26 protein-coding genes are annotated in these 25,321 nt (G+C 67.2%); 13 read left to right on the top strand and 13 right to left on the bottom strand.

Annotation, left to right across the window (positions count from 1 at the left end):
* Positions 1-83 precede the first annotated feature (83 nt).
* Positions 84-1,094, bottom strand: coding sequence for a tRNA dihydrouridine synthase DusB (gene dusB, locus B9N43_RS08530; protein WP_145841846.1), 1,011 nt, complete (start codon positions 1,092-1,094; stop codon positions 84-86).
* Between the two features lie 178 nt (positions 1,095-1,272).
* Here dusB and B9N43_RS08525 point away from each other — a divergent pair, with 178 nt between their 5' ends.
* Together B9N43_RS08525 and B9N43_RS08520 are read left to right on the top strand one after the other, a co-directional pair.
* Positions 1,273-1,485 carry a FitA-like ribbon-helix-helix domain-containing protein gene (locus tag B9N43_RS08525; protein ID WP_145841845.1) on the top strand — a complete coding sequence of 71 codons (213 nt, stop codon included), beginning with the start codon at positions 1,273-1,275 and terminating at the stop codon, positions 1,483-1,485.
* Positions 1,485-1,895 (top strand): type II toxin-antitoxin system VapC family toxin, encoded by a 411-nt coding sequence (locus B9N43_RS08520; RefSeq protein WP_145841844.1) that lies wholly within the window; start codon positions 1,485-1,487, stop codon positions 1,893-1,895. Before B9N43_RS08525 ends, B9N43_RS08520 begins: the two co-directional genes overlap by 1 nt.
* Before the next feature lie 49 nt (positions 1,896-1,944).
* Here the strand turns inward: B9N43_RS08520 and B9N43_RS08515 are convergent, their stop codons facing one another.
* The 6 genes from B9N43_RS08515 to B9N43_RS08490 all read right to left on the bottom strand — a co-directional run bounded on the left by B9N43_RS08515 (position 1,945) and on the right by B9N43_RS08490 (position 6,946).
* The gene (locus tag B9N43_RS08515) at positions 1,945-2,190 is read right to left on the bottom strand and encodes a DUF2442 domain-containing protein (RefSeq protein WP_261379300.1); all 246 of its coding nucleotides are present in this window, start codon (positions 2,188-2,190) and stop codon (positions 1,945-1,947) included.
* A gap of 35 nt (positions 2,191-2,225) precedes the next feature.
* The gene (locus B9N43_RS08510) at positions 2,226-2,486 is read right to left on the bottom strand and encodes a DUF4160 domain-containing protein (protein ID WP_145841842.1); all 261 of its coding nucleotides are present in this window, start codon (positions 2,484-2,486) and stop codon (positions 2,226-2,228) included.
* Between the two features lie 44 nt (positions 2,487-2,530).
* Positions 2,531-3,685 carry an FAD-dependent monooxygenase gene (locus B9N43_RS08505; protein WP_145841841.1) on the bottom strand — a complete coding sequence of 385 codons (1,155 nt, stop codon included), beginning with the start codon at positions 3,683-3,685 and terminating at the stop codon, positions 2,531-2,533.
* Between the two features lie 2 nt (positions 3,686-3,687).
* Positions 3,688-4,998: a Xaa-Pro aminopeptidase gene (pepP, locus tag B9N43_RS08500; protein ID WP_145841840.1), complete on the bottom strand. Its 1,311-nt coding sequence runs from the start codon at positions 4,996-4,998 to the stop codon at positions 3,688-3,690.
* A 166-nt stretch (positions 4,999-5,164) separates the two neighbouring features.
* Positions 5,165-5,839 (bottom strand): N-acetylmuramate alpha-1-phosphate uridylyltransferase MurU, encoded by a 675-nt coding sequence (gene murU / locus B9N43_RS08495; protein ID WP_315904564.1) that lies wholly within the window; start codon positions 5,837-5,839, stop codon positions 5,165-5,167.
* A 48-nt stretch (positions 5,840-5,887) separates the two neighbouring features.
* Complete coding sequence (locus tag B9N43_RS08490; protein ID WP_145841838.1) at positions 5,888-6,946, bottom strand: aminoglycoside phosphotransferase family protein; 1,059 nt, start codon at positions 6,944-6,946, stop codon at positions 5,888-5,890.
* Positions 6,947-7,049: 103 nt separating this feature from the next.
* Here B9N43_RS08490 and B9N43_RS08485 point away from each other — a divergent pair, with 103 nt between their 5' ends.
* From B9N43_RS08485 to B9N43_RS08450, 8 genes are all read left to right on the top strand, one after another.
* Positions 7,050-9,485, top strand: a complete 2,436-nt coding sequence (locus B9N43_RS08485) for an LPS-assembly protein LptD (protein WP_145841837.1) — start codon at positions 7,050-7,052, stop codon at positions 9,483-9,485.
* 61 nt (positions 9,486-9,546) lie between these two features.
* Positions 9,547-10,854 carry a peptidylprolyl isomerase gene (locus tag B9N43_RS08480; RefSeq protein ID WP_145841836.1) on the top strand — a complete coding sequence of 436 codons (1,308 nt, stop codon included), beginning with the start codon at positions 9,547-9,549 and terminating at the stop codon, positions 10,852-10,854.
* Positions 10,851-11,804, top strand: a complete 954-nt coding sequence (pdxA, locus tag B9N43_RS08475) for a 4-hydroxythreonine-4-phosphate dehydrogenase PdxA (RefSeq protein ID WP_145841835.1) — start codon at positions 10,851-10,853, stop codon at positions 11,802-11,804. The genes B9N43_RS08480 and pdxA overlap by 4 nt, the downstream gene beginning before the upstream one ends.
* 127 nt (positions 11,805-11,931) lie before the next feature.
* Positions 11,932-12,717: a 16S rRNA (adenine(1518)-N(6)/adenine(1519)-N(6))-dimethyltransferase RsmA gene (gene rsmA, locus B9N43_RS08470; RefSeq protein ID WP_145841834.1), complete on the top strand. Its 786-nt coding sequence runs from the start codon at positions 11,932-11,934 to the stop codon at positions 12,715-12,717.
* A 34-nt stretch (positions 12,718-12,751) separates the two neighbouring features.
* The gene (locus B9N43_RS08465; protein ID WP_145841833.1) at positions 12,752-13,534 is read left to right on the top strand and encodes an enoyl-CoA hydratase/isomerase family protein; all 783 of its coding nucleotides are present in this window, start codon (positions 12,752-12,754) and stop codon (positions 13,532-13,534) included.
* 79 nt (positions 13,535-13,613) lie between these two features.
* A complete protein-coding gene (aroG, locus tag B9N43_RS08460; RefSeq protein ID WP_145841832.1) occupies positions 13,614-14,681 on the top strand; it encodes a 3-deoxy-7-phosphoheptulonate synthase AroG in 1,068 nt (355 codons plus the stop codon).
* A gap of 2 nt (positions 14,682-14,683) precedes the next feature.
* Entirely contained in the window at positions 14,684-16,225 is a 1,542-nt protein-coding gene (locus tag B9N43_RS08455) for an ArnT family glycosyltransferase (RefSeq protein ID WP_145841831.1), read from the top strand.
* Entirely contained in the window at positions 16,213-17,109 is an 897-nt protein-coding gene (locus B9N43_RS08450) for a decaprenyl-phosphate phosphoribosyltransferase (RefSeq protein ID WP_145841830.1), read from the top strand. Before B9N43_RS08455 ends, B9N43_RS08450 begins: the two co-directional genes overlap by 13 nt.
* Positions 17,110-17,315: 206 nt before the next feature.
* Here B9N43_RS08450 and B9N43_RS08445 read toward each other — a convergent pair whose 3' ends face one another.
* The 6 genes from B9N43_RS08445 to ahpC form a co-directional block, all read right to left on the bottom strand.
* On the bottom strand, positions 17,316-17,867 hold the full coding sequence (locus B9N43_RS08445) for a cob(I)yrinic acid a,c-diamide adenosyltransferase (RefSeq protein WP_145841829.1): 552 nt from the start codon (positions 17,865-17,867) through the stop codon (positions 17,316-17,318).
* Between the two features lie 98 nt (positions 17,868-17,965).
* Positions 17,966-18,460: a Dps family protein gene (locus B9N43_RS08440; protein ID WP_145841828.1), complete on the bottom strand. Its 495-nt coding sequence runs from the start codon at positions 18,458-18,460 to the stop codon at positions 17,966-17,968.
* Between the two features lie 46 nt (positions 18,461-18,506).
* The gene (locus B9N43_RS08435) at positions 18,507-19,451 is read right to left on the bottom strand and encodes a ZIP family metal transporter (protein ID WP_145841827.1); all 945 of its coding nucleotides are present in this window, start codon (positions 19,449-19,451) and stop codon (positions 18,507-18,509) included.
* Between the two features lie 160 nt (positions 19,452-19,611).
* Entirely contained in the window at positions 19,612-21,057 is a 1,446-nt protein-coding gene (locus tag B9N43_RS08430; RefSeq protein WP_145841826.1) for a catalase, read from the bottom strand.
* 179 nt (positions 21,058-21,236) lie between these two features.
* Complete coding sequence (gene ahpF / locus B9N43_RS08425) at positions 21,237-22,847, bottom strand: alkyl hydroperoxide reductase subunit F (RefSeq protein WP_145841825.1); 1,611 nt, start codon at positions 22,845-22,847, stop codon at positions 21,237-21,239.
* A gap of 70 nt (positions 22,848-22,917) precedes the next feature.
* On the bottom strand, positions 22,918-23,487 hold the full coding sequence (gene ahpC / locus B9N43_RS08420; RefSeq protein WP_145841824.1) for an alkyl hydroperoxide reductase subunit C: 570 nt from the start codon (positions 23,485-23,487) through the stop codon (positions 22,918-22,920).
* 162 nt (positions 23,488-23,649) lie between these two features.
* On the opposite strand from ahpC, the gene B9N43_RS08415 reads away from it, so the two are divergent.
* The 3 genes from B9N43_RS08415 to B9N43_RS08405 all read left to right on the top strand — a co-directional run bounded on the left by B9N43_RS08415 (position 23,650) and on the right by B9N43_RS08405 (position 25,321).
* Positions 23,650-24,078, top strand: a complete 429-nt coding sequence (locus tag B9N43_RS08415; RefSeq protein ID WP_145841823.1) for a hypothetical protein — start codon at positions 23,650-23,652, stop codon at positions 24,076-24,078.
* Between the two features lie 107 nt (positions 24,079-24,185).
* A complete protein-coding gene (locus tag B9N43_RS08410; protein ID WP_261379425.1) occupies positions 24,186-25,031 on the top strand; it encodes an HDOD domain-containing protein in 846 nt (281 codons plus the stop codon).
* A gap of 35 nt (positions 25,032-25,066) precedes the next feature.
* On the top strand, positions 25,067-25,321 hold the full coding sequence (locus B9N43_RS08405) for a hypothetical protein (RefSeq protein ID WP_145841821.1): 255 nt from the start codon (positions 25,067-25,069) through the stop codon (positions 25,319-25,321).

Genomic DNA, 25,321 nt, shown 5'->3' with positions numbered 1-25,321 from the left:
CTCAAGGGAGGGGGTGACGACGGTTCGCCGCACTGCGGCTCCGGTCTGTGTAATGCGCCCCTTCGGGCGGCCGTGCGGGGCGCTCATGCGGCGATCGCCTCCTCGTAGCAAAGTTGGTCGTTGGCGGCGGCCTGGGCGAGGAAGAATTCGTCCGTGGCCGCCAGTTGCCGTTCCACCGTGGCGAGCTGGTTCATCGCGTGGCGGAAGTGGGAGGAGCCCACCAGGCCCTTGGTGTACCAGCCGATGTGCTTGCGCGCGATGCGTACGCCGGTCTCCTCGCCGTAGAAGGCGTAGAGGTCGGCCAGGTGCGACTTGAGGATGCGATGGATCTCGGCCACCCGCGGCGGCGGCAGCAGCTCGCCGGTCCTCAGGTAATGCTCGATCTCGCGGAACAGCCAGGGCCGGCCCTGGGCGGCGCGGCCGATCATCAGGCCGTCGGCGCCGGTGGCCTCCAGCACGGCCTTGGCTTTCTGCGGCGTGGTGATGTCGCCGTTGGCGATCACCGGAATCCGCACCAGGGTCTTCACCAGGGCGATGGTGTCGTATTCGGCCGAACCGGTGTACTGGTCGGCGCGGGTGCGGCCGTGGATGGCGACGGCGCGCACCCCGGCGGACTCGGCGATGCGGGCGATGGTCGGGGCGTTCTTGTGCTCGCGGTTCCAGCCGGTGCGGAACTTCAGGGTCACCGGGGTGCTGCCGGCGGCGGCCACCACCGCGTCGAGGATGCGCCCCACCAGGGCCTCGTCCTGCATCAGCGCCGAGCCGGCCATCACGTTGCAGACCTTCTTGGCCGGGCAGCCCATGTTGATGTCGATGATCTGGGCGCCATTGTCCACGTTGTAGCGGGCGGCCTCTGCCATCATTTTCGGGTCGGCGCCGGCGATCTGCACCGAGATCGGCTCCACCTCGCCATCGTGGTTGGCGCGGCGCCGGGTCTTGGCGCTGCCGTAGAGCAGGGAGTTGGACGTCACCATCTCGGACACCGCCAGCCCCGCGCCCAACTGCTTGCACAACTGGCGGAACGGGCGATCCGTCACCCCGGCCATGGGCGCGACGAACAGATTGTTGCGCAGCGTGAAACCGAGAAAGTCCATGGCGACGTGAATGGGCAAATCCGGGGGAAGGGGGCGGATTCTACCCGCGTGATTAATTTTTGTGCAATGGCGGAGATGGGGGGGGGCGTGCCGCAGGAAGGGAAGACAACGTGGCGCCTCTGTCGTGAGTGCGAATTTTCTATAATGCAATCACTGCAATCATTCTGTGGAGCACGTCATGGCCACCAATCTAGTCGTTCGCAACATCGACCCCGCGGTGACGCAGGCATTGAAACGGGCGGCGGCTGCGCACGGACGCAGCGCCGAGGCGGAGCACCGGGAAATTCTGCGCGCGGCGCTTGTCCGCCCGTTGCGTCGCACCTTCAAGGAGGTACTGGCCGACATGCCTGATGTCGGCACCGACGAAGACTTCGATTCCCGTCGGGCCTGATGTACCTGCTGGATACCAACGTCGTCAGCGAGCTGCGCAAGGGGGATCGGGCCAATTCCGGCGTACGGCGGTTTTTCGCCGCGCTTGCGGCGGAAGAAATCTACCTGGCCGTGCAAACCGTCGGCGAAATTCGTCGTGGGCTGGAAAATGTGCGCGGCCGTGGCGACATGGCGCAGGCGAAGCGGCTTGAGGATTGGCTCGATGCCCTTGTCGCGGATTACGCCGACAGGATTCTCGGTTTCGATATCGACTGTGCGCAAGTGTGGGGCAGGCTCATGTCGCCGAATCCGCACCATCCCATCGACAAACAGATCGCCGCGATCGGGCTCATCTACGATCTGACCATCGTCACACGCAACACGGAAGACTTCAGGGGCGCGGGTGCTCGCGTCATCAACCCGTTTGACTGAACATCCCGGTCCGCCGGGACTCGGACGGGCCATTCCCCTTGCCACGCGGTTAAAAGGGGACGGACCACAGTTTCCTGTTGCGTGTTTCCTCATAGATCCAGGCAGGGTCCAGATCTGCGCCATTGGGCCAAGTGATCACGCCGAGTTCCAGGGTGGCCTGTTCAAAGAACTCCGGGTCGGCCAGGGCGGTATAGATGCCGGCATCTTTTGCCTCCAGAACCGAGGACAGGTCCAGGGTGCCGCTGCTGCCATCCTTGAATGTAACGGCGAGCCTGTGGCCGGGCAACACTGACACTGCGGCCACTCTCCACGGGGCGATGGGCGACGGGTTTATTCCAGCGGCGGAATCTTGCGGGGTATTTGCTTGGATTGGCATAGATTCCAGTCCTCCATCAATTCTGCGCGATGCTCAATGGCCCACTCGACAGTCAGACCGAGAGCCCTCTTGGGCAATTCCCCTGCAATGATTTCCAGGGTCCTGATATCGATCAGGGCCTCATGCTCGCCGTAGAGCGCATGAAAATGGGGCGGCGCATGTTCGCGCCAGAACATCTGGATCACGATTCCGAAAAAGCTGCTGATCGTCGGCATTGCGTGTCTCCGGACAGTCCGCGGATAGCATAGCAGATGCCCCCTCACCAGGCCCTTGCGCCCCAGATCATGCGCCGGGCGACGAAGTGGCGGAGCGGCGGCAGCAGGTCCAGCGCCAGCAGGCCGGCGCCGCGCAGGTGGTGCAGCAGCGGGTTGTCGTTGCTGAACAGCCGCACCAGCGAGTCGGTGAAGCCGATGGTGCCGCTGCGGTCGGCCTGGCGGCGGGCGGCGTAGGCGGCCAGCAGGGCGGCGTCTCCCGGATCGGCGGCGGGGCCCAGGCTGCGGGCCAGGTCGCGGATGTCGCGCAGGGCCAGGTTGAAGCCCTGGCCGGCCACCGGATGCAGGGTCTGGGCGGCATTGCCGAGCCAGACCTGGCGCGGGGCGACGACGGTCCTGCGATAGCGCAGGCCGAGCGGAAACACGTGGCGCGGCCCCAGCGCGGTGAAGTACAGCCGGTTGCCGAAATGCGCTTGAAGGCGGGTGAGGAAGGCGGTGTCGTCCAGCGCGGTGAATTGCCGCGCCTGTTCCGGATCGCAGGTATACACCACCGCCAGGTCGCGGCCGCCGTTGCCGGCGAGTGGCAGCAGGGCCAGCGGGCCGTCGGGCGTGAAGCGCTCCCAGGCCCGGCCGCCGTGGGGCTGGCTGGCGGTGGCGGTGAAGATCAGCGCGTGCTGGCCGTAGTCGCGGCGGCCGGCGTCCACTTCCTCGCCGATCGCGCCTTCCGCGTAGGCCAGCAGGGCGGCGCGGTGGCGCACGCCGGCGATGTTGAAGTCGACCGCGTCCGCAACGCTCGATGCCGCGCCGACGACGTCGACCTTGCTGTGCTCGCGATAGGGAATCCGCGCCCGCCGCAGGGCGCCGTCGAGGGCGGCGATCAGGCTGGCGGCGGTGAGCACGTAGCCCAGAGCCGGCACGCCGACTTCCTCGGCGCGGATCAGGGTGCGCCCCAGGCCGCCGCGCTGGGAGACGTGAATGGCGCGGATCGGCGTGGACTCGATCGCCTCCCAGGCATCCAGCCACTCCAGGGTCTGCCGGGAGCCGTGCGAGAGGGCCAGGATGCGCTGGTCGGCGCGGCCGGCGTCGCGGGCGCGGGCGTCGAAGATTTCGGCGGCCTGGCCGTGGCGATGCAGGGCCAGGGCCAATGCCATTCCAGCCGGTCCTCCGCCGATCACGGCGATATCGACGTTCTCATGCGCCACGCTCAATCCTTTCGCATCAGTGCTTCGATTTCGTCGATGGCGACCGGCACGCCGCGGGTGATCAGTTCGCAGCCGTCGGTGCCGACCAGGGCGTCGTCCTCGATGCGCACGCCGATGTTCCAGAAGGCCGCCGGCACGTCGTCGGCGGGACGGATGTAGCAGCCGGGCTCCACGGTCAGCACCATGCCGGGGGCGAGCACGCGCCAGTCGTCGCCCTCCTTGTATTCGCCCACGTCATGGACGTCGAGGCCCAGCCAGTGGCTGGTGCGGTGCATGTAGAAGCGCTTGTAGGTTTCCTTCGTCAGCACTTCGTCCAGTGTTCCGGCGAGCAGCCCGAGGTCGAGCAGTCCCTGCGCCAGGACCCCGACGGCCGCGTCGTGGGGGTGGTGGAAGCGGGCGCCGGGGCGGATGGCGGCGACGGCGGCGTCCTGGGCGGCCAGCACCAGTTGGTAGATGTCCCGCTGGGGGCCGGAGAAGCGGCCGTTGGCGGGAAAGGTGCGGGTGATGTCGGCGGCGTAGCCGTCGAGTTCGCAGCCGGCGTCGATCAGGATCAGGTCGCCGTCCTGGATCTGCCGGTCGTTGCTGACGTAGTGCAGCACGCAGGCATTGGCGCCGGCGGCGACGATGGAACCGTAGGCTGGCGCCTGGCTGCCGCGCCGGCGGAACTCGTGCAGCAGTTCGGCCTCGATCTCGTATTCGTGGCGGCCCGGCGCGGCGCAACGCATCGCGCGCCGATGGGCGTCGGCGCTGATGGCGGCGGCCTGCTTCATCAGGGCGGTCTCCTGGCCGTCCTTGATCAGGCGCATCTCGTCCAGGGGCACGCGCACGTCGTGGATCGCGGCCGGTGCGCGCTTGCCGGCGCGGGTCTGGGCGCGCACCGAATTCAGGGCGGCGGTGACGCGGGCGTCCCATTCGGCGTCGTGGCCCAGCGAGTACCAGAGGGTCGGCTGGTCGGCCAGCAGTTCGGGCAGTTTCTTCTCCAGTTCGGCGACGGAGAAGGTCTCGTCGAAGCCGAATTGCGTCCGCGCCGCCTCGGGGCCGTAGCGGAAGCCGTCCCATATTTCCTTGTCCACGTCCTTGTCGCGGCAGAACAGGATGCTGCGCGGCGCATTGCATTCCTGGCCGCCGATCAGCACCAGTACCGCTTCCGGTTCGGGAAAGCCGGAGAGGTAATGGAAGTAGCTGTCGGCGCGATAGGGGTAGTGGGCGTCCCGGTTGCGGATCTTTTCCGCGGCGGTCGGGATCACGGCGACGCCGGCGCCGATGCGGGCGAGCAGGCGGTCGCGGCGGTCTTTGAAGGGAGCGATGTCCATGGGGTCAGCTTAGCGTGAAACAGCGAATTGAAACGGCAGATCAAATTTTCGAGCGTAACGAGCCGGCACCGTCACCTCCCCCGGAGAGGGGGAGGCCGGGAGGGGGTGGGCCTTCCTGTCTTTCGCGTATTTCATGGACTGGAGCGGGAATTGGTTTCCATGAGCGTTACTTCAGTTCCCGGTCCAGGTCGGCCAGCCGCTGCGGCGTGCCGACGTCTTCCCAGCGGCCGTCGTGGCGTTCGCCCGAGACCCGGGCCTGGGCCATCGCCGCGCGCAGCAGCGGCGCCAGCTTCGCCGGGCGGTCGGGCGCCAGGCCGGCGAACAGCGCGGGGCGGTAAAGGCCGATGCCGGAAAAGGTGAGGCGCGGGCCTGGGGCCGCAGGCGCGTCGGCGACGCGGCCACCCTCGTCCAGCACGAAATCGCCGTCGGGATGCTGGGGCGGGTTGGGCACCAGCACCAGATGGGCGAGATCGCCGGGGGCGAGTTGCGGCAGCCGGGCGAAATCGTAGTCGCACCAGATGTCGCCATTCACCACCAGGAAACTCTCGCTCTCGCCGGCCAGAAGAGGCAGCGCACGGGCGATGCCGCCGGCCGTCTCGAGGGCGCCGGGCGGTTCCGGCGAATAGGCGATGGACAGGCCGAAGGCGCGGCCGTCGCCCAGGGCGTGCTCGATCTGCGCGCCCAGATGGGCATGGTTGATCACCACCTCGCGCAAACCCGCGGCGGCCAGACGTTCCAGATGCCAGACGATCAGCGGCTTGCCGCCGACGGCGAGCAGCGGCTTGGGGGTGGCGTCGGTCAATGGCCGCATGCGTTCGCCGCGGCCGGCGGCCAGGATCATGGCTTTCACGATCGGACTCCGGCGCGGGGTGTGGCGCGGACTGAGGATTCAGGCTTCACCCTGCGCCTGTTTGCGGTCCAGTGCCGCTTTGTCCATGGTGTGGCCGAGCACGGTGATCTTGTCTTCCAGTTGGTCGAGCAGGCGGCGCAGCGGGGTGAGCTCGTCGTAGCGCTCCACCGCGCGGCGCAGGTATTTGGCCACCAGGGGCATGTCCTTCAGGTAGCCGTCCTTGCCGTCGCGGTGATGGAGGCGGGCGAAGATGCCCAGCACCTTGAGGTGGCGCTGCATGCCCATCCATTCGTAGTCGCGGTGGAATTCGGCGAAGTCGGGGCGCACCGGCAGGCCGGCCTTCTTCGCCCGTTCCCAGTAGCGCGCCAGCCAGTCCAGGGCGATCTCCTCGTCCCAGTCCACGTAGGCGTCCTTCAGCAGGGAGACCAGGTCGTAGCTGATGGGGCCATGGACGGCGTCCTGGAAGTCGATGATGCCGGGATTGGCACCCTCGTTCTCGGCGACCAGCATCAGGTTGCGCGAGTGGTAGTCGCGATGGACGAAGACCCGGGGCTCGGCCAGATTCACGGCCAGGATCCGGTCGAACATGCGGGAGAGGGTCTGGCGCTGGGCGTCGTCCAGGGTCAGGTTCAATTGGCGGCCGATGTACCAGTCGGGGAACAGCTCCAGTTCGCGTAGCAGCAGCGCCCGGTCGTAGGGCGGCAGCACGTCCGGGCGGCTGGCGGCCTGGATCCTGATCAGGGCATCGAGCGCCGCCAGGTAGTCGCCGGGGATGTCCGCCACGCGCTCGGCGGTGAGCGCCGCCAGATAGGTGGTGCTGCCCAGGTCGGAGAGCAGCAGGAAGCCCTGCTCCAGGTCGGTGGCGAGGACTTCCGGCACATGCACGCCGGCGTCGTGGAACAGGCGCTGCACCTTCAGCCAGGGGCGCACGTCCTCGTGGCCGGGCGGGGCGTCCATGACGATCAGGCTCTCGCCGCCGCTCCGGCTGACGCGGAAATAGCGGCGGAAACTGGCGTCCGCCGAGGCCGGGGCGAGGGTGAAGGAAACGCCCGGCCAGAGGCCGGACAACCAGGTTTCGATGCGCTGAATCCGCTCCATGGGGATGCCGGGGGCTGGTGTTAGAATCGGCCGATTCTAACATTCGACCGTAATGGCCCCGCCTTGCAGAGCGCGGCGGCGCCTGCGGATTCACAGCGACGGCATGTCTCGTTTCCCGCGCCGAAAACTTGGTCTTTCCATCGCGCTTGCCTTGGCGGGCGGCGCTCATGGGGGCGAAAGCCTGCCCCCCCTGCGGATCGATCCCGCGCTGCTCGGCAGCGCGCCGGTCCGCGCGACGCCCCCGGTCCCCACGGTGCCGGCGCCCGCGTCATCGCCCGCGGCCACGGTGACGCCGGTCCAGCCGCCGCCGATGCCCACCAGGGTCATCGAATCCACCCGGCCGACCGCTCAGCCGGCCGCCGCTGCCCGGCCCGCGCCGCCGCCCGCCCCCGGCGTGGTCCATGTCGAGGCGGACCGCATCGAGGGCAAGAGCGAGGTGCAGACTGTGGCCGACGGCGCGGTGGTGCTGAGGAAGCAGAACAACACCCTGACGGCCGACCATCTGGTCTACCGGGAGGCGGAGGACGAGGTCGATGCGACCGGCAATGTCCGGCTGTTGCGCGACAAGGACGAAATGACCGGCCCCCATCTGAAGATGCAGGTGGACAAGAGCGTCGGCTATTTCGAGTCCCCCACCTATACGATCAATCGCCAGCCGCAGCACAAGCCGGGCGAACCGCCGCGCGAGGCGATCAACGGCCGTGGCAAGGCGTCCCGGCTCGATTTCGAGGGCGAGGACCGCTATCGCTTCAGCGACGTCACCTACAGCACCTGCCGCGCGGACCCGCTGGCCGATCAGCCGGACTGGTATGCCAAATCCAAGACCCTGGCGCTGGACTACCAGAAGGAGGAGGGCGAGGGCGACGAGATGTCGGTGGTGTTCAAGGGCGTGCCCATCCTGTACGCCCCCTCGCTGTCCTTCTCCCTCAACAACCAGCGCAAGTCCGGCTTCCTGGTGCCCACCATCGGCGGCACCAGCCAGAGCGGCATGGAGGCGACGGTACCCTACTACTGGAACATCGCCCCCGACATGGACGCCACCATCGCCCCGCGCCTGCTGACCAAGCGCGGCCTCCAGGCGACCGGGCAGTTCCGCTATCTGGGGCAGCGCTATCGCGGCGAGGTCTCCGGCGAATACCTGCCGACGGACAGGGTGTTCGGCGGCGACCGCAGCGCCTTCGCGATGCTGCATCAGCAGGATTTCGGCCGCGGCTTCGGCGGCAGCCTGAACCTGAACCGGGTCTCGGACGACACCTACTTCAGGGATCTGTCCACGCGCCTGACCAACATCGCCCAGACCAACCTGCTGCGCGAGGGGCGTCTGTTCTACAACGGCGGCTGGTGGTCGACCCAGTTGATGGCCCAGCGCTACCAGGTGCTGCAGGACCCCTCGCAGCCGCCGGTGGGGATACCCTACGACCGGCTGCCGCAACTGACGCTGAATGTGTCGCGTCCCGACCTGCCGGCGGGCGTGGCGCTGAACATGAACGGCGAGTTCGTCAAGTTCAGCCATCCCGACCTGGCCCAGCCCGAGGGGCGCCGCGTCACCCTCTATCCCCAGTTCTCGCTGCCCTTGCAGACCGCGGCGTTCTACATCACGCCCAAGATCGGGCTGCACGCGACCCGCTACGAGCTGGAGCGGCAGACGCCGGGGTTCGATACCTCCATTTCGCGCAACGTGCCGATCTTCAGCGTGGATAGCGGCGTCACCTTCGAGCGCGACGTGCGGCTGCTCGGCCGCGACCTGCTCAACACCCTGGAGCCCCGGCTCTACTACCTGCGGGTGCCGTATCGCGACCAGAGTCAGATCCCGCTGTTCGACACGGGCCTGTCGGACTTCAATTTCGCCCAGATCTTTTCCGAGAACGTCTATTCCGGCGGCGATCGCCTGGCGGACGCCAATCAGCTCACCGCCGCCGTCACCAGCCGGCTGATCGATCCGGCCTCGGGCAACGAACTGGTGCGGGTGGCGCTGGGGCAGCGCTACTACTTCTCCGATCAGAACGCGACCCTGCCCGGCCAGGCGCCGCGCACCAACCGCATGGCGGACTATCTGGCGGGCCTGACCGCCAATCTGGGCGAACATTACATGCTCGACAGCGCCTTGCAGTACAACCCCCGCGACAAGCAGGTCGAACGCTTCAACTTCTCCGGCCGCTATCAGCCCGAGATGACCAAGCTGATCAACGCCGGCTACCGCTATACCCGCGAGCTGCTGAGCCAGATCGATGTCTCCGGCCAATGGCCGGTGCGCGCCGGCTGGTCGGCGGTGGGCCGCTACAACTATTCGGTGAAGGAAAAGCGCGTCATCGAGAGCATCGCCGGGATGGAATACAACTCCGGCTGCTGGAGCACGCGTTTCATCGTGCATCGGCTGGCCACCGCGGTGGGCCGCGCCTCGACCGCCTTCTTCGTGCAACTGGAACTGAACGGTTTCTCCCGCCTCGGCTCCAACCCCCTGGACATGCTCAAGCGCAATGTCCCCGGTTACGGGCGCTGGGTGCAGCCGGCGGCCGACCCCGTGTTCGGCGCCGAGTGACGGCTGACGCCCTCTGCGCCATCTTTTTTGACCCTTGTTCCATTTTCAGCTGAGACGCCCCATGAAACGTGTGCTGCCGCTGTCGCTTCTGTTGATCGCCTTCGCCGCCCCGGCCCAGACCAAACCGCCCGTTCCGCCCCGCACGCTCGAAGTGGACCGCATGGTGGCGGTGGTCAACGACGAGGTCATCACCGCATCGGAATTGCGCGCCCGCCTGACGACGGTGGAGCGCCAGCTGAAGGCCCGCAATACGGAGATGCCGCCGGCGGAGGTGCTGGAGCGGCAACTGCTGGAGCGGATGATCGTCGATCGGGTGCAGATGCAGATGGCGCGCGAGGGCGGCATGGACGTTTCCGATCCGGAACTGGAGGCCACCCTGCGCCGCGTCGCCGAGGGCAACAAAATGACGGTGCCCGATTTCAAGGCCGCCCTGGAAAAGGACGGCGTCAGCTGGTCCGCCTTCCGCGAGGAAATCCGCCAGGAGATCATGCTCTCCCGGCTGCGCGATCGGGAGGTGGATAGCCGGGTCACCGTCTCCGACGGCGAGGTGGACAACTACCTGGCCAACGCGGCGAATGCCGGCGAGGCCGGGGTCGTGGTGGACCTGGCGCACATCGTGATCCGGGTGCCGGAACAGGCCAGCCCGGAACAGCTGCTGCGCCTGCGCACCAAGGCCGAGCAGGCGCGGATGCAGCTCAACCAGGGGGATGACTTCGCCAAGGTGGCGGCGGCCGTCTCCGACGCTCCCGACGCGCTGAGCGGCGGCCAGGTGGGGCAGCGCAGCCTGGACCGCCTGCCGGCCCTGTATGCCGAGGCCCTGCAGAAGATGCAGCCGGGGGAGATCAGCACCGTGCTGCGCAGTCCGGCGGGTTTCCACATCATCAAGCTGATCAACCGCCAGGGCGGATTGCAGTCCCTGCCGGCGATCCGGCAGACCCATGCGCGGCACATCCTGATCAAGGTGAATGAACTGGTGTCCGAGGCCGAGGCCAAGCGCAAGCTGGAGACGGTGAAGGAACGCCTCGACCACGGCGGCGATTTCGCCGAACTGGCTCGGCTCTACTCCAACGATCTGTCCGCCGCCAAGGGGGGCGACCTGGGCTGGCTCAACCAGGGCGACACCGTGCCCGAGTTCGAGCGGGCGATGGACGCCCTGCCCCTCAACCAGGTCAGCGACCTGGTGCAGTCGCCCTTCGGCTGGCATCTGATCCAGGTCCTCGAACGGCGCACCGACGAAGGCTCGGAGGAGCGCAAGCGCCTGCTGGCGCGTCAGGCGCTGCGCGAGCGCAAGGCCGAGGAAGCCTACCAGGACTGGGTGCGGCAACTGCGCGACCGCGCCTACGTCGAGTATCGCCTGGAGGACAAGTGAGCCACGCCGGCCGGCCGGTGATCGCCGTCACCAGCGGCGAGCCGGCGGGCATCGGCCCGGACGTCTGCCTGGCGCTGGCCGACGGCGCAGCGTCGCTGCCGGTGCGGGTGGTGGTGCTGGGCGACCGGAACCTGATCGAGGAACGGGCGCGGCAACTGGGGCGCTCCGCCGCCGGGCTGGAGATCGTCCACATCCCCCTGCGCGTGCCGGCGCGGGCCGGGCGCGTCGATCCGGCCAATGCGCCCTACGTGCTGGAACTGCTGGACCGCGCGCTGGCCGGCTGCCAGTCGGGCGAGTTCGCCGCGATGGTCACCGCGCCGGTGCATAAGGGCGTGATCAACGATGCCGGCATTCCCTTCACCGGCCATACCGAATACCTGGCGGAGAAGACCGGCACGCCCCGGGTGGTGATGATGCTCTCCGGCGGCGGCCTCAACGTGGCCCTGGCCACCACCCACCTGCCGCTGAAGGAGGTGCCCGCCGCGATCACCCGCGCGGAACTGACCGCCACCCTGCGCATCGTCGATGCCGACCTGCGCGGCAAGTTCGGCATTGCCCGGCCGCGCATCCTGGTCGCCGGGCTCAATCCCCATGCCGGCGAGGGCGGCCACATGGGGCGGGAGGAGATCGACGTCATCGCGCCGGTGATCGAGGCGCTGCGCGCCGAGGGCCTCGACCTGGCGGGGCCGCTGCCGGCCGACACGCTGTTCACCCGGCGCGTGCTGGCGGGCTCCCACGCCCAGGTCGCGATGTACCACGACCAGGGCCTGGCGGTGCTGAAATACGTGGCCTTCGAGGACGGCGTCAACATCACCCTGGGCCTGCCGGTGCTGCGCACCTCGGTGGACCACGGCACCGCCCTGGACCTGGCGGGCACCGGCCAGGCCGACGCCGGCAGCCTGTTCGCGGCGGTGACCATGGCCGCCGGAATCGTCGCGCGGCAACCCTAGGGATTGTTTCTCTTTTGGATACAATTGCCTCACTCTTCAGGGGCTTGAAAATGGACCTCCGCTTCCTGTCTGATACCGCATTTGTGGTGTTTCGTGTTTTCTTGAGATTGTAGATATACAGGAAACAATGAAGTCTCATATTCCCCGCAAGCGCTTCGGCCAGAATTTCCTCAATTCGCCCGGTGTGATCCGCAAGATCGTCGCTGCCATCGCGCCGCGCCCGCAGGACCGGATGGTGGAGATCGGCCCGGGCCTGGCGGCGCTGACCGAGCCCCTGCTGGAAGCCCTGGACCATCTGCACGTGGTGGAAATCGACCGCGACCTGATCGCCGGGCTGAAGCAGCGCTTTGCGCCGGAAAAGCTCACCATCCACGAGGGCGACGCGCTGGCCTTCGATTTCGGCACGCTGGTGCGCGAATCACAGGAAAAGCTGCGCGTGGTCGGCAACCTGCCCTACAACATCTCCACGCCCTTGCTGTTCCATCTGGCGGACTTCGCCGACCAGGTGCGGGACATGCACTTCATGCTGCAAAAGGAAGTGGTGGACCGCATGGTGGCCGCGCCCGGCGGCGCCGAGTACGGGCGGCTGTCGGTGATGCTGCAATACCGTTTCCACCTGGAGCGGCTGTTCATCGTGCCGCCCGGCGCGTTCACGCCGCCGCCCAAGGTCGATTCGGCGATCGTGCGCCTGGTTCCCAAGAGCGCCGCGGAGCTGGAGCCCTGCGATGGGGAACTGCTGGCCAAAGTGGTCACCGCCGCCTTTTCCCAGCGCCGCAAGATGCTGCGCAACACCCTGCGCGAACTGATCGACGAGGAGTCCCTGGCGGCGCTGGGCATCGCGCCCACCGCGCGCGCCGAAACCCTCTCCGGCAGCGACTACGTGCGCATCGTCCGGGCGCTGTCGGCCGGCTGAGGCGGCGCGACCGGATCCGACGAGGAGAAGAACCATGGTCCATGAGCAGATCATCGTCGAGCGGCGCGGCCGGGTCGGCGTCATCACGCTGAATCGCCCGGAGCGGCTCAATGCCCTCACCTTGCAACTGATCGACGAGCTGTACGCGGCCTTCGACGACTTCAATGCCGATCCCGGCATCGGGGCCATCGTCCTCACGGGCGCGGGCCGCGCTTTTTGCGCGGGCCTGGATGTCGCGGACTGGGAGAGCGCGCCAGCCGATGCCAAGGCGAAGGCGCCGGACGGCAGCAACCAGTTGCGCTGGATGCGCACCATGCAGACCTCCAAACCCGTCGTGGTGGCCGTCAACGGCCTGGCGGTCGGCGGCGGGCTGACCATGATCCTGTCCTGCGACATCCGCATCGCCTCCGACCAGGCGCAATTCCAGGAGCGCCACGTGCGCATGGGCCTGGCGCCGGATCTGGGCAGCAGCCGGCTGCTGGCGCAGATCGTCGGCCTGTCCCACGCCCTGCGCCTGCAACTGACCGCGCGCCGCATCGAGGCGCGGGAGGCCGAACGCATCGGCCTGGTCACCGAGGTGGTGCCCCATGCGCAGTTGCTGGATGCCGCCCTGGCGCTGGCCGGAGAGATCGCCGCGCATCCGCCCTCGGCGCTGCGGGCCTGCAAACAGTTGGTCTGGGACAATCTGTGCGAAACGGATGGCGCGGCCGTGGTCCGGCGCGAGTGCGAAGTGGAGGAACGACTGCTGCGCGGCCCCGATTTCCGCGAAGCCACCCAGGCCTTTCTCGAAAAACGCCCGCCGCGCTTCGATGCCTGACGGCGCGGTGGAGCGCCGCCGGGCCGGCGTCGGGTAGAATTGCACGCTTTGCAGCCGGCTTGTCTCACGTTAATTCGCCATGAAATACTCCATCGACGACGTCCGCATCAAGGAAATCAAGGAACTCTCTCCTCCCGCCCATGTGCTGCGGGAGTTTCCGGAAACCGAACAGGCCGCCGCCACCACCTATGCGGGGCGCCAGGCGATCCATCGGGCGCTCCACGGCGCCGACGACCGGCTGCTGGTGATCATCGGCCCCTGCTCGATCCACGATCCGCAGGCGGCGCTGGAATACGCCCGCCGCCTCAAGGTCGAGCGCGACCGGCTTTCCGCCGACCTGGAGGTGGTGATGCGGGTGTATTTCGAGAAGCCGCGCACCACTGTGGGCTGGAAGGGGCTGATCAACGATCCGTACCTGGACAACAGCTTCAAGATCAACGACGGCCTGCGCCTGGCCCGCAAGCTGCTGTGGGAAATCAACGAACTGGGCCTGCCGGCCGCCACCGAGTTCCTCGACGTGATCACGCCGCAATACACCGCGGACCTGATCGCCTGGGGCGCGATCGGCGCCCGCACCACCGAATCCCAGATCCACCGCGAACTGGCCTCCGGCCTTTCCTGCCCGGTGGGCTTCAAGAACGGCACCGACGGCAACCTGCGCATCGCGGTGGACGCGATCAAGGCCGCCGCCAGCCCCCACCATTTCCTCTCGGTGACCAAGGCCGGCCATTCGGCCATCGTCTCCACCGCCGGCAACGAGGACTGCCACGTGATCCTGCGCGGCGGCAAGAACGCCAACTACGACGCCGCCAGCGTCGAGGCCGCCTGCCAGGAACTGGGCAAGTCGGGGCTCGCCGCCAAGGTGATGATCGATTTTTCCCACGCCAACAGCAACAAGCAGTTCCAGCGCCAGATGGACGTGGCGCGCGACGTGGCCGGACAGATGGCCGCCGGCGATGATCGCATCTTCGGCGTGATGATCGAGTCCCACCTCAGGGAAGGCCGCCAGGACCTGATGCCCGGCAAGCCCCTGGAGCACGGTCAGAGCATCACCGACGCCTGCATCGGCTGGGAGGACAGCGTGGCCGCCCTGGACCTCCTCGCCGAGGCGGTGCGCAAGCGGCGCCTGGCGCTGGAAGACAAGTAGGCATGGCCCTGGGCGGCAGCCCTCTGCTGCGTAACGAAATCGACGGCGCGTGTTCCACGCGCCGTCTTTTCTTGTACCTGCTGGCGCCGCTGCTCGCGTTCCGGCTCTGGCTGGCCGGGGCCTTGCCCATCACCGGCGACGAAGCCTATTTCATCTGGTGGGGCAAGATTCCCGACTGGGGCTTCTACGACCACCCGCCGATGATCGGCTGGTGGCTGGCGGCCCAGTTGGCACTGGGTGACGGCGCGGCCTGGCTGCGCCTGACCTCGGTGGTACAGCCCATGCTGCTGGCCGGCGCCGTCGCCTGGTTCGTACCGCGCATCTGGTCCGGCGCCGAGGAATGGCGGCGCTGGAGCGCGGCGCTGCTGGTGCTGCTGGCGCCGACCAGCGTCTGGAACGTGCTGATCACCACCGACACGCCGCTGGCCTACGGTTCGGTGCTCTCGGGGCTGGCCTGGCTGCGGGCGCGGCGCGACGGCCATCTCGGCTGGTATCTGGCCAGCGGCCTGGCGCTGGCGCTGGCGGTGCTGTCCAAGTATTTCGTCGCCTTCCTGGGCTTCGCCTACCTGGTCGATGCGCTGCGCCGTCCGGATCGCAGAAGCCTCGCCGGCCTGGCCATCGTCTATGCCTGCTGCCTGCCGGCGCTGGGATTGATGGCCTGGTGGAACATGGGGCACTGCTGGCCCAACTACATGTTCAATTTCGTCAATCGGCACGGCAAGTCGGCGTTCTCCTGGCAGACGCCGCTGCTCTACGCGGTCACGCTGATCTATCTGTTGACGCCGCCCCTCGTCTGGCGACTTGGGAAACTGCGGCGCCGACCGGAGTTGACCAGCGTGGCGCTGCTGGCCGGCGTGCCCCTGCTGCTGTTCGGCCTGCTGTCGCTGAAAAAGACCGTCGGCCTGCACTGGATGCTGTCCTTCCTGCCGTTTGTTTTCGTGCTGGCCGCCCTTGCCCTGGATGAGCGGGCGCTGGCGCGGCTGCGCGCCTTCTTCCTGGGCTTCGCCGCGCTGCACGTCGTCCTGCTGGGCGCCGTCGGCCTGACCTCGCTGGAGCGCTGGCAGGGCACCAAGTGGTACGACAGCGTGGTGCTGGCGTTCGAGGCGCCGCAGATCGCCGCGCGGCTGAAGCCCTACGCGGCGGAGTACGCCTTCGCCAGCGACGGCTACGCCGACGCGGTGACCCTGGGCTACAACGCGCGGCGCTATTTCCTGGTGTTCGGCGAGGCATCCAGCCATGCGCGCCATGACGACATCCTGACCGACTTCAGCGCCCTGGACGGGCGCAACATCCTGATCCTGAGGAAGAGCGCGCCGCCGCCCGGCGCCTACGAGCCGTATTTCCGCGAACTGCGCACGGCGACCTTCACGCTGCACGGCGTCACCTTCCACCAGATCATGGGGCGCGGCTTCGACTACCCGCGCTACCGCGACACGGTGCTGGCCACGGTGCGCGACAAGTATTACCGTGTCCCGGCGTGGCTGCCGACCACCGCCTGCTATTTCTGCGACCGCTACTGGCCGGGGCAGCCATGTCCGCGCTGAGGTTTCCGCCGCTCGCCCCGCTGTTTGCGCTGCTGCGTCCGCATCAGTGGATCAAGAACGGCTTCGTGCTGGTCGGGCTGCTGTTCGGCCACGCCTGGCACGACGCCGCGCGCCTGCAGCAGGGTCTGTGGGCCTTCCTGGCCTTCTGCCTGCTGTCGTCCTCGGTCTATGTCTTCAACGACCTGCGCGACCGCGAACAGGACCGGCAGCACCCCAGGAAGCGGCGCCGCCCGCTGGCGGCCGGCACGGTCGGCGTTCCCGCCGCCGTGCTGCTGCTGATGGTGTGCCTCGCGGGCGGCCTGGCCCTGGCCTTCAGCGTGGCGGGGCGGGCACCCTGGGTGTTCGTCGCCTATCTGGTGCTGAACGTCGGCTACAGCCTGGGCCTGAAGCACGTGGTGGTGCTCGACGTGTTCCTGATCGCCGCCGGCTTCATGCTGCGCCTGCTGGCGGGCACCCTGGGCCTGGACATCGCGCCCTCCCTGTGGCTGCTGCTGTGCGGCCTGATGCTGACCCTGTTCCTCGGCTTCGCCAAGCGCCGCGCCGAACTGGCGGCGCTGGCCGCGGCCTCGGGCGGCCACCGGCGGGTGCTGGAGGATTATTCCGAAGCCCTGCTGGATCAGTTCATCACCATCGCCGCGGCGTGCACGGTGGTCACCTACAGTCTCTACACGGTCAGTGCCGAAACCGTCGCCCTGCACGGCAGCAGTCGCTTGATGCTGACCGTGCCCTTCGTGCTCTACGGCATGCTGCGCTACCTGTTCCTGCTGCATCGGCGCCAGGGCGGCGGCGACGTGGCCCGGGAAGTCCTGACCGACCCGCACCTGATCCTGGCGGTGCTGGCCTGGCTGGCGACGGTGCTGGCGGTGCTGACCGGGCGGCTGTAGCGTTCCGGAGATGAGATGCTGGGGAAGATGTTTGCCGTGAAATAGTCCATTGAAACGGCAAGTCCAATGTTCGAGCGCAGCGAGCCGACATTGTCACCTCCCCCAGAGGGGGGAGGCCGGGAGGGGGAGGGCCTTCTTGCGCTTTTCCGGCCCAGCGGTGTCGCCCTGCAGCGAAGTCTCCCCGGTTGGGTTCCGGCTTGGCCGGGTCAAGCGTTCTTGCCTTTCTGCCACAGCACGTCGCCGCCGCCGGCGCTCTTGTTGAGCCAGCGGGCGAGGACGAACAGCAGGTCGGAGAGCCGGTTCAGGTACTGGCGCGCGGTGTCGGACACCGTTTCCGCCGCCGCCAGGGTCACCAGGCTGCGCTCGGCGCGGCGGCAGACGGTGCGCGCCAGGTGCAGTTGGGCCGCGGCGCGGGTGCCGCCGGGCAGGATGAACTCCTTCAGCGGCGACAATTCGCCGTTGTAGCGATCCACCGCCTGCTCCAGCCGCCCCGGCTGGGTCGCGGCCACAAAGCTGGCGCCCGGCACGCAGAGCTCCCCGCCCAGGTCGAACAGGTCGTGCTGGATGCCGAGCAGCAGTTCCCGCACGTCGTCGGCCATGGCCTCGCACAGCGCGACGCCGATCAGGGAGTTGAGTTCGTCCACCTCGCCCATGGCCGTGATGCGCGCCGAGTCCTTGGCCGTGCGCGAACCGTCGCCGAGTCCGGTGGTGCCGGCATCGCCGGTGCGGGTGTAGATTTTCGAGAGTCGGTGTCCCATGGTGTTCCATCGTCCTGTGCGCCCTGCGGGATGGGCGCCGGTTGCAAAAAAATCCCCCGGCCGGACCGGGGGAGAATCGGATCGGAGGGGTGCCGGATTCAGTCTTCGAGCAGGCTGCGCAGCATCCAGGCGGTCTTTTCATGCACCTCCAGGCGCTGGGTCAGGAGGTCCGCGGTCGGCTGATCGTTGGCGCTGTCCACCAGCGGGAACAGCTTGCGCGCGGTGCGCGCGGTGGCCTCCTGGGCGGCGACCAGGTGGCGGATCATGTCGGTGGCCTTGGGCACGCCTTCCACTTCCTTGATCGAGGCCAGCTTGACGAACTCCTTGTAGGTGCCGGGCGCGGGATGGCCCAGCGCGCGGATGCGCTCGGCGATCAGGTCGAGCGCGTTCCATTGCTCGGTGTATTGGCCCATGAACATCAGGTGCAGGCTGTTGAATTGCGGGCCGGTGACGTTCCAGTGGAAATTGTGGGTCATCAGATACAGCGTGTAGCTGTCCGCGAGCAGCGCGGACAGGCCGCGCGCGATCTTCTCCCGATCGCCGCTGCTCATGCCGATGTCGATGGTCGGGGTCTTGGTCTTCTTGGTGCTCATGATCGATTGCTCCTTGTCGCGTTGTTGAAAAACCGGACCGATGGATTCAGCCCAGGGTGGTGTCCAGAACCATCATCAGGGCGAACCCGCCCATGAGGCCGAGCGTCGCCGGCGTCTGGTGGCCGTTGCGGTGGGTTTCAGGAATGACCTCGTGGGACACGACGAAAATCATCGCGCCCGCGGCCAGCCCGAGGCCGATTGGGTAGGCCAGGGCCAGGCCGCTGGAGAGGCCGACGCCGAGCAAGGCGCCCAGCGGTTCGAGCAGGCCGCTCAGGGCCGCCACCAGGACGGCGAAGGGCGCGGTGAAGCCGGCCCCGCGCATCGCCAGGGCCACTGCCAGGCCTTCGGGAATGTCCTGCAGGGCGATGGCCGTCGTCAGGGGCAGGCCCACCGTCATGTCGCTCCGGGAAAAGGCGACGCCGATGGCCATGCCTTCGGGCAGGTTGTGCAGGGCGATGGCGCAGACGAACAGCCATGCCCGGCTGCAACGCTCGTGGCCCGCTCCGCAAGGCCCGGTCTCGACATGCTCGTGGGGCGTGAATTCATCCAGGCCCAGCATCAGCAGCACGCCGAGGGCCATGCCCGCCACCACCACGGCGGCGCCCAGGGGCTTGCCGCCCAGCAGGGCGGCGCCCGCTTCCAGGCCCGGCAGCAGCAGGGAAAAGGCACTGGCGGCGAGCATCATGCCCGCGGCGAGGCCGAGCAGGCTGTCCTCCAGGCGTTGCGGCAGGCTGCGCAGCATCAGGGCGGGCAGGGCGCCAAGGGCCGTGGTGGCGAAACCCGCTCCGCCGCCCAGCAGCGCATAACGGGTTCCGGTCGTCACCTCCCCGGCCAGAATCTGAACCACGCTCTGGATCAGCAGCGCCAGAACGGCGACAAGACCGACACCCAATCCCAAAGTCGCCAGCCCGTGGCTGCGGGCATGCTCTTGAAATACCCGGGACCAGCCCGCGACGGGCAGACGGGACGCTTCGACGAGTTCGGAATTCATGGCGCCAAGCCTAGCAGGGAATGGTTGGGCAAGGAAGTCTTGGTTGCCGGAATTCCCGGCGGCGTCGGTACGATCCGTCCCCGCCGGGGATTGAGCGGATATTGATGGGACACCGCCGGGACGCGGCCTGGGGAGGCGCATCGTCCCGGCGGTGCGACGATCAGGACGCGGACATGCCCAGGGCCTTGGCGACCCCTTCGCCATAGGCCGGATCGCACTTCGTGCAGTTGGCGATGTGACGGCGCTTGATCTCTTCCGGCGCATCACCCATGCCCCGTGCCGTATTGTCGAACAGGGTCTGTTGCTGCGCCGGAGTCATCAGGCGGAACAGCGCGCGGGGCTGGGAATAGTAATCGTCGTCCGCGCGATGGTTCCAATGGTCGGCCGCGCCTTCCACGGACAGCGGCGGCTCGCGGTAGTCGGGCTGCTCGCGCCATTCGCCGTAGCTGTTGGGCTCGTAGCCGAGCGTGCCGCCGTGGTTGCCGTCGGTGCGCATCTGGCCGTCGCGGTGGTAGCTATGCACGGGGCAGCGCGGCGCGTTCACCGGAATCTGGTGATGGTTCACGCCGAGCCGGTAACGCTGGGCGTCGCCGTAGGAGAACAGCCGCGCCTGCAGCATCTTGTCGGGCGAGAAGCCGATGCCGGGCACCACGGCCGCCGGGTTGAAGGCCGATTGTTCCACTTCGGCGAAGAAGTTCTCCGGGTTGCGGTTCAACTCCATGACGCCGACGTCGATCAGCGGGTAGTCCTTGTGCGGCCAGACCTTGGTGAGATCGAAGGGATGGTAGGGCACCTTGGAGGCGTCCTTCTCCGGCATGATCTGCACCTTGAGCGTCCACTTCGGGAAGTCGCCGCGCTCGACGGCTTCATACAGGTCGCGCTGGTGGCTTTCACGGTCCTTGCCGACGATCGACTCGGCCTCGGCGTCGCTCAGGTTCTTGATGCCCTGCTGGCTCTTGAGGTGGAACTTGACCCAGAAGCGCTCGTTCTGCGCGTTGATGAAGCTGAAGGTGTGCGAGCCGAAACCGTGCATGGTGCGGTAGCTGGCCGGGATGCCGCGGTCGGACATGACGATGGTGATCTGGTGCAGGGCCTCGGGCAGCGAGGTCCAGAAGTCCCAGTTGTTGCGCGCGCTGCGCATGTTGGTGCGCGGGTCGCGCTTGACCGCGTGGTTGAGGTCCGGGAACTTGAGCGGGTCGCGCAGGAAGAATACCGGCGTGTTGTTGCCGACCAGATCCCAGTTGCCTTCCTCGGTGTAGAACTTGACCGCGAAGCCACGGATGTCGCGCTCGGCGTCGGCCGCGCCGCGCTCGCCGGCGACGGTGGTGAAGCGGGCGAACAGCTCGGTCTTCTTGCCGATCTGGGAGAAGATCTTGGCCCGCGTGTATTTCGTGATGTCATGGGTCACGGTGAAAGTGCCGTAGGCGCCCGAACCCTTGGCGTGCATGCGGCGCTCGGGAATCACTTCGCGGTCGAAGTGGGCGAGCTTCTCCAGCAGCCAGACGTCCTGCAGCAGTGCCGGGCCGCGCGGCCCGGCGGTCATGGTGTTCTGGTTGTCGACCACCGGGCAGCCGGCGGCGGTGGTGAGTTTCTGCTTGTCGCTCATGGTGAATCTCCTTTTCCTGGTTTAGCGTGAAACAGCAAATTGAAACAGCAGATCAAACATACGAGCGCAGCGAGCCGATACCGTCACCTCCCCCGGAGAGGGGGAGGTTGGGAGGGGGAGGGCCTTCCTGCCCTTTGCGTATTTCATGGACCGGCGCGGAAATCTCCTTTCCATGAGCGTTAAGCGGGTACTGCGCTATTGACGGCCGAGGCCGGCACTGAACTGCGAATCAGGTGGTCGAAGGCGCCGAGACTGGCCTTGGCGCCGTCGCCCATGGCGATGATGATCTGTTTGTAGGGCGAGGTCGTCGCGTCGCCGGCGGCGAAGACGCCGGGCACCGAAGTCTGGCCGCGGGCATCCACTTCGATCTCGCCGCGCGGCGAGAGCGCGAGCGTGCCTTGCAGCCAGTGGGTGTTGGGCAGCAAGCCGATCTGGACGAAGATGCCTTCGAGCTCGATACGGTGGCTGTCGCCGCCGCTGCGGTCTTTATAGACGATGCCGTTCACCTTTTCGCCGTCGCCGGTGACTTCGGTGGTCTGCGCGTTGGTGATGACGCTGACGTTGGGCAGGCTGGTGAGCTTGGCCTGCAACACGGCATCGGCGCGCAGCCGGGTGTCGAATTCGAGCAGCGTGACGTGGCTGACGACGCCGGCCAGGTCGATCGCCGCCTCGACGCCCGAGTTGCCGCCGCCGATCACCGCGACGCGCTTGCCGCGGAACAAGGGGCCGTCGCAGTGGGGGCAGAAGCACACGCCGCGGGCCTTGTATTGCTGTTCGCCGGGAACGTCCATTTCGCGCCAGCGCGCGCCGGTGGCGAGGACCACGCTTCTGGCCTGGAGCGTCGCGCCGCTGTCGAGGCGCACCCGGTGCAGGCCGTCGGCCTCGGCCGGAATCAGCGCCGCCGCGCGCTGCAGGTTCATGATGTCGACCTCGTATTCCTTGACGTGCTGTTCCAGCGCCGCCGCCAGTTTGGGACCCTCGGTATGGGGCACGGAAATCAGGTTCTCGATGGCCAGGGTATCCAGCACCTGGCCGCCGAAGCGTTCGGCCACGAGGCCGGTGCGGATGCCCTTGCGCGCCGCGTAAATCGCGGCCGCCGCGCCGGCGGGACCGCCGCCGACCACCAGCACGTCGAAGGCTTCCTTGGCGTCGATCCGTTCGGCGGCGCGCTCGGCGGCGCCGCTGTCGGTCATGGCGACCAGCTTGGCCACGATCTCCTCCAGCGTCATGCGGCCCTGGCCGAAGTCCTCGCCGTTCAACAGCACGGCGGGCACCGCCATGATCCGGCGCGTCTCCACTTCTTCCTGGAACAGCGCGCCGTCGATCATCACGTTTTCGATGCCGGGGTTGAGCACGGCCATCAGGTTCAGCGCCTGCACCACGTCCGGGCAGTTGTGGCAGGAGAGCGAGATGTAGGTCTCGAAGCGGTGGTTCCCCGGAATGGACTGGATCTGCTCGATGGTCGCGGCATCGACCTTGGGCGGATGGCCGCCGCTTTGCAGCAGCGCCAGCACCAGGGAGGTGAATTCGTGGCCCAGCGGCATGCCGGCGAAGCGGATGCGGGCGGGCTTGCCGCCGTTGTGCGCGGGACCGACGGAGAAGGAGGGACGGCGCGCGTCGGCGCCGTCCTCGCGGACGGTGATCAACGCCGACAGCTCGCCGATCTCGCGCAGCAGTTCCCGGACCTCGGCGGACTTGGGGCCGTCGTCGAGCGAGGCGACGAGTTCGATGGGTTGCTGCAGGCGTTCGAGGTAGGTCTTGAGCTGGGTCTTGAGTGCGGCGTCGAGCATGGTCTTCTCCTGCGGATGCTGTGGGTGCTTGGGGACCGGTCGCCGGCTTTTGCCGGCGACCGTGGAAGCGTCAGATCTTGCCGACCAGATCCAACGAGGGGGCAAGGGTGGCTTCGCCTTCCTTCCACTTGGCCGGGCAGACTTCACCGGGGTGGGCGGCGACGTACTGGGCGGCCTTGATCTTGCGCAGCAACTCTTCCGCGTTGCGGCCGACGCCACCGGCGTTGACCTCGATGATCTGGATCTTGCCGCTCGGATCGGCGACGAAGGTGCCGCGCTCGGCCAGGCCCGCGGCCTCGATCATCACGCCGAAGTTGCGGGTGAGGGTGCCGGTGGGGTCGCCGATCATCGGGAACTGGATCTTGCCGATGGTCTCGGAGGTGTCGTGCCACGCCTTGTGGGTGAAATGGGTGTCGGTGGATACGCCGTAAATCTCGACTCCCAGCTTCTGGAATTCGGCGTAGTTGTCGGCCAGGTCGCCCAGCTCCGTCGGGCAGACGAAGGTGAAGTCGGCGGGGTAGAAGAAGACCACCGACCACTTGCTCTTCAGGGTCGCCTCGGTGACTTCGACGAACTTGCCGTTGTGGTAGGCGGTGGCCTTGAAGGGAAGAATCTCGGTATTGATCAAAGAGGTGTTCATGGCGGGTTTCCTTCCTGGGTTGTTGAAATGAATACTACGAAGTGAATGTTAAGCGAGGTACCCTGATTAATCCAATTGAATTGATTTAGCAGTCCAATAGGTGTTGACTATTGATTTCGCGGCTCCCGGAAAGCGGACCGGATTTGGCTATCATGGGTAGCCATGAGTTCCCGTTCCCTGCCGCGCGACCGCGAGGCAAACCGCCTGCCTTGTGTGTTTCCCCTGGCCCTGCTCGGGCGGGTGGCCGTTTGTGAACTGGCGACCACCCCGCCGGCGGATGCTCCTCTCGCGTGTCCGTCCCCGCTGGCGCGGGCCGCCTGCGCCGGTCTGCATGGGTTGCTGCGCAACCAGGCGGCTTTTGCCCTCGGGTTGCGGCCGGGGCGCCCCTGCGCCTTGCCCAGGGCGACGGCGCTCAAGGTCCAATGTGGCGGCCTCCTGGGCCTGCAGGAGATGCTCGATCCGGAGGCGCTGGCGCCGGACGTGCATCGTCTCGCCCGCCTGGCGCAGCAACACGAGGGAGGTTTGGGCGCGCTGCCGACGCTTTCCTTGATCAGGAAAATCGCCGCCTGGCGGGATTCCCGCGTTGAGTGATAATTACGCCCTGGACGGGGCGTGTTCCGGGGGCAATCAGATGGCTAGATCGATTCGCCCCTTGAGTCGGTGGTCCCGGAAGGCAATGGGTCGGGAAGAGGATGGTTATGCTCAAAGAAGAAAAAACCCTGCAGGAATTGGTCGAGCGTGGAATAAAGCTTCCGCCCCAGCCTCGGGTGCTGGTCGAGCTCGAGACTCGATTGGGCAAGGGGGATCCGGATGTGCGCGAACTGGCCCGGATCATTTCCCAGGACCCCGGGCTCACCGCCATGCTGTTCAAGGCCGCCCGCTCCCCCCTGTTCAATCCGCGCGGCCGGGATCTGGACAAGCTGGACCAGGTGTTGATGGTGATCGGCATCAAGCAGTGCCTCAATCTGGTGCGGGCCATTGCCCTGTCGGCGTCGGTCCCCGAAAGCAATCGCCGCGCCTTCGAGTCCTTCTGGAGCCGATCCCGGGAAATCGCGCGCCTGGCGGCGTTGATCGCCGATGACCGGATCACCGTGTGCAATGTGTTTCCCGACCAGGCCTATCTGGCCGGCATTTTCTACGAATGTGGCGTGCCGGTGCTGATGCAGCGCTTTCCCGAGTATTGCAAGAGCATCCAGCTCGGAACGGTGAATTGCTGGCCCAGCCTGGCCGAGGAGGACACCCGCTTCAATGTGGACCACGGCAGCATCGGCTATCTGGTGGCGCGGCACTGGAAGCTGCCGGACTTCATCGCCGCGGCGATTCATTATCACCGGGAACTGCCGCCGGTCGAACAGGGGACGACGCGCAGCCTGGCGGCGATCCTGCAACTGGCGGTACACTTTTTCTTCCGGCTGAATCGCCTTTCCGATCCCCACTGGACCGATCTGGCCGACGAGGTGCTGGGGGAGTTGTGCATCGCCACCGACGACCTGTCGGATTTCTTCGATCAGATCAGCGAACGCTTCGTCTCGGGAGAGGGATGAGGATCGCGTCGAACGACCTTCCACCGGGAATGACCATGACTGAAGAGTCCAGCCAGGAGGGGCGCCGGGAGCGCCGGAGCGACCCGCAAGTGCGGCAGATTTTTGTCGATGCCTACGATCTCCTGGAGCCTTTTTTCGATCCGGCCAACAACTGGGCGGGCCACGGCCATGAGCATCTGGCGCTGCGCGCCATGCACGAACGCTTTCCTGCGCTTTCCCCGGACCAGGTGTTCACCATCGTGACCGCCGCCAAGCGGGTATTCGCGTCCGGCCAACGGCCGATCCCCTGA

Source organism: Denitratisoma sp. DHT3, from assembly GCF_007833355.1.
Classification (GTDB): Bacteria; Pseudomonadota; Gammaproteobacteria; order Burkholderiales; family Rhodocyclaceae; genus Denitratisoma.
This window is presented reverse-complemented; position numbering and strand designations above follow the sequence as displayed.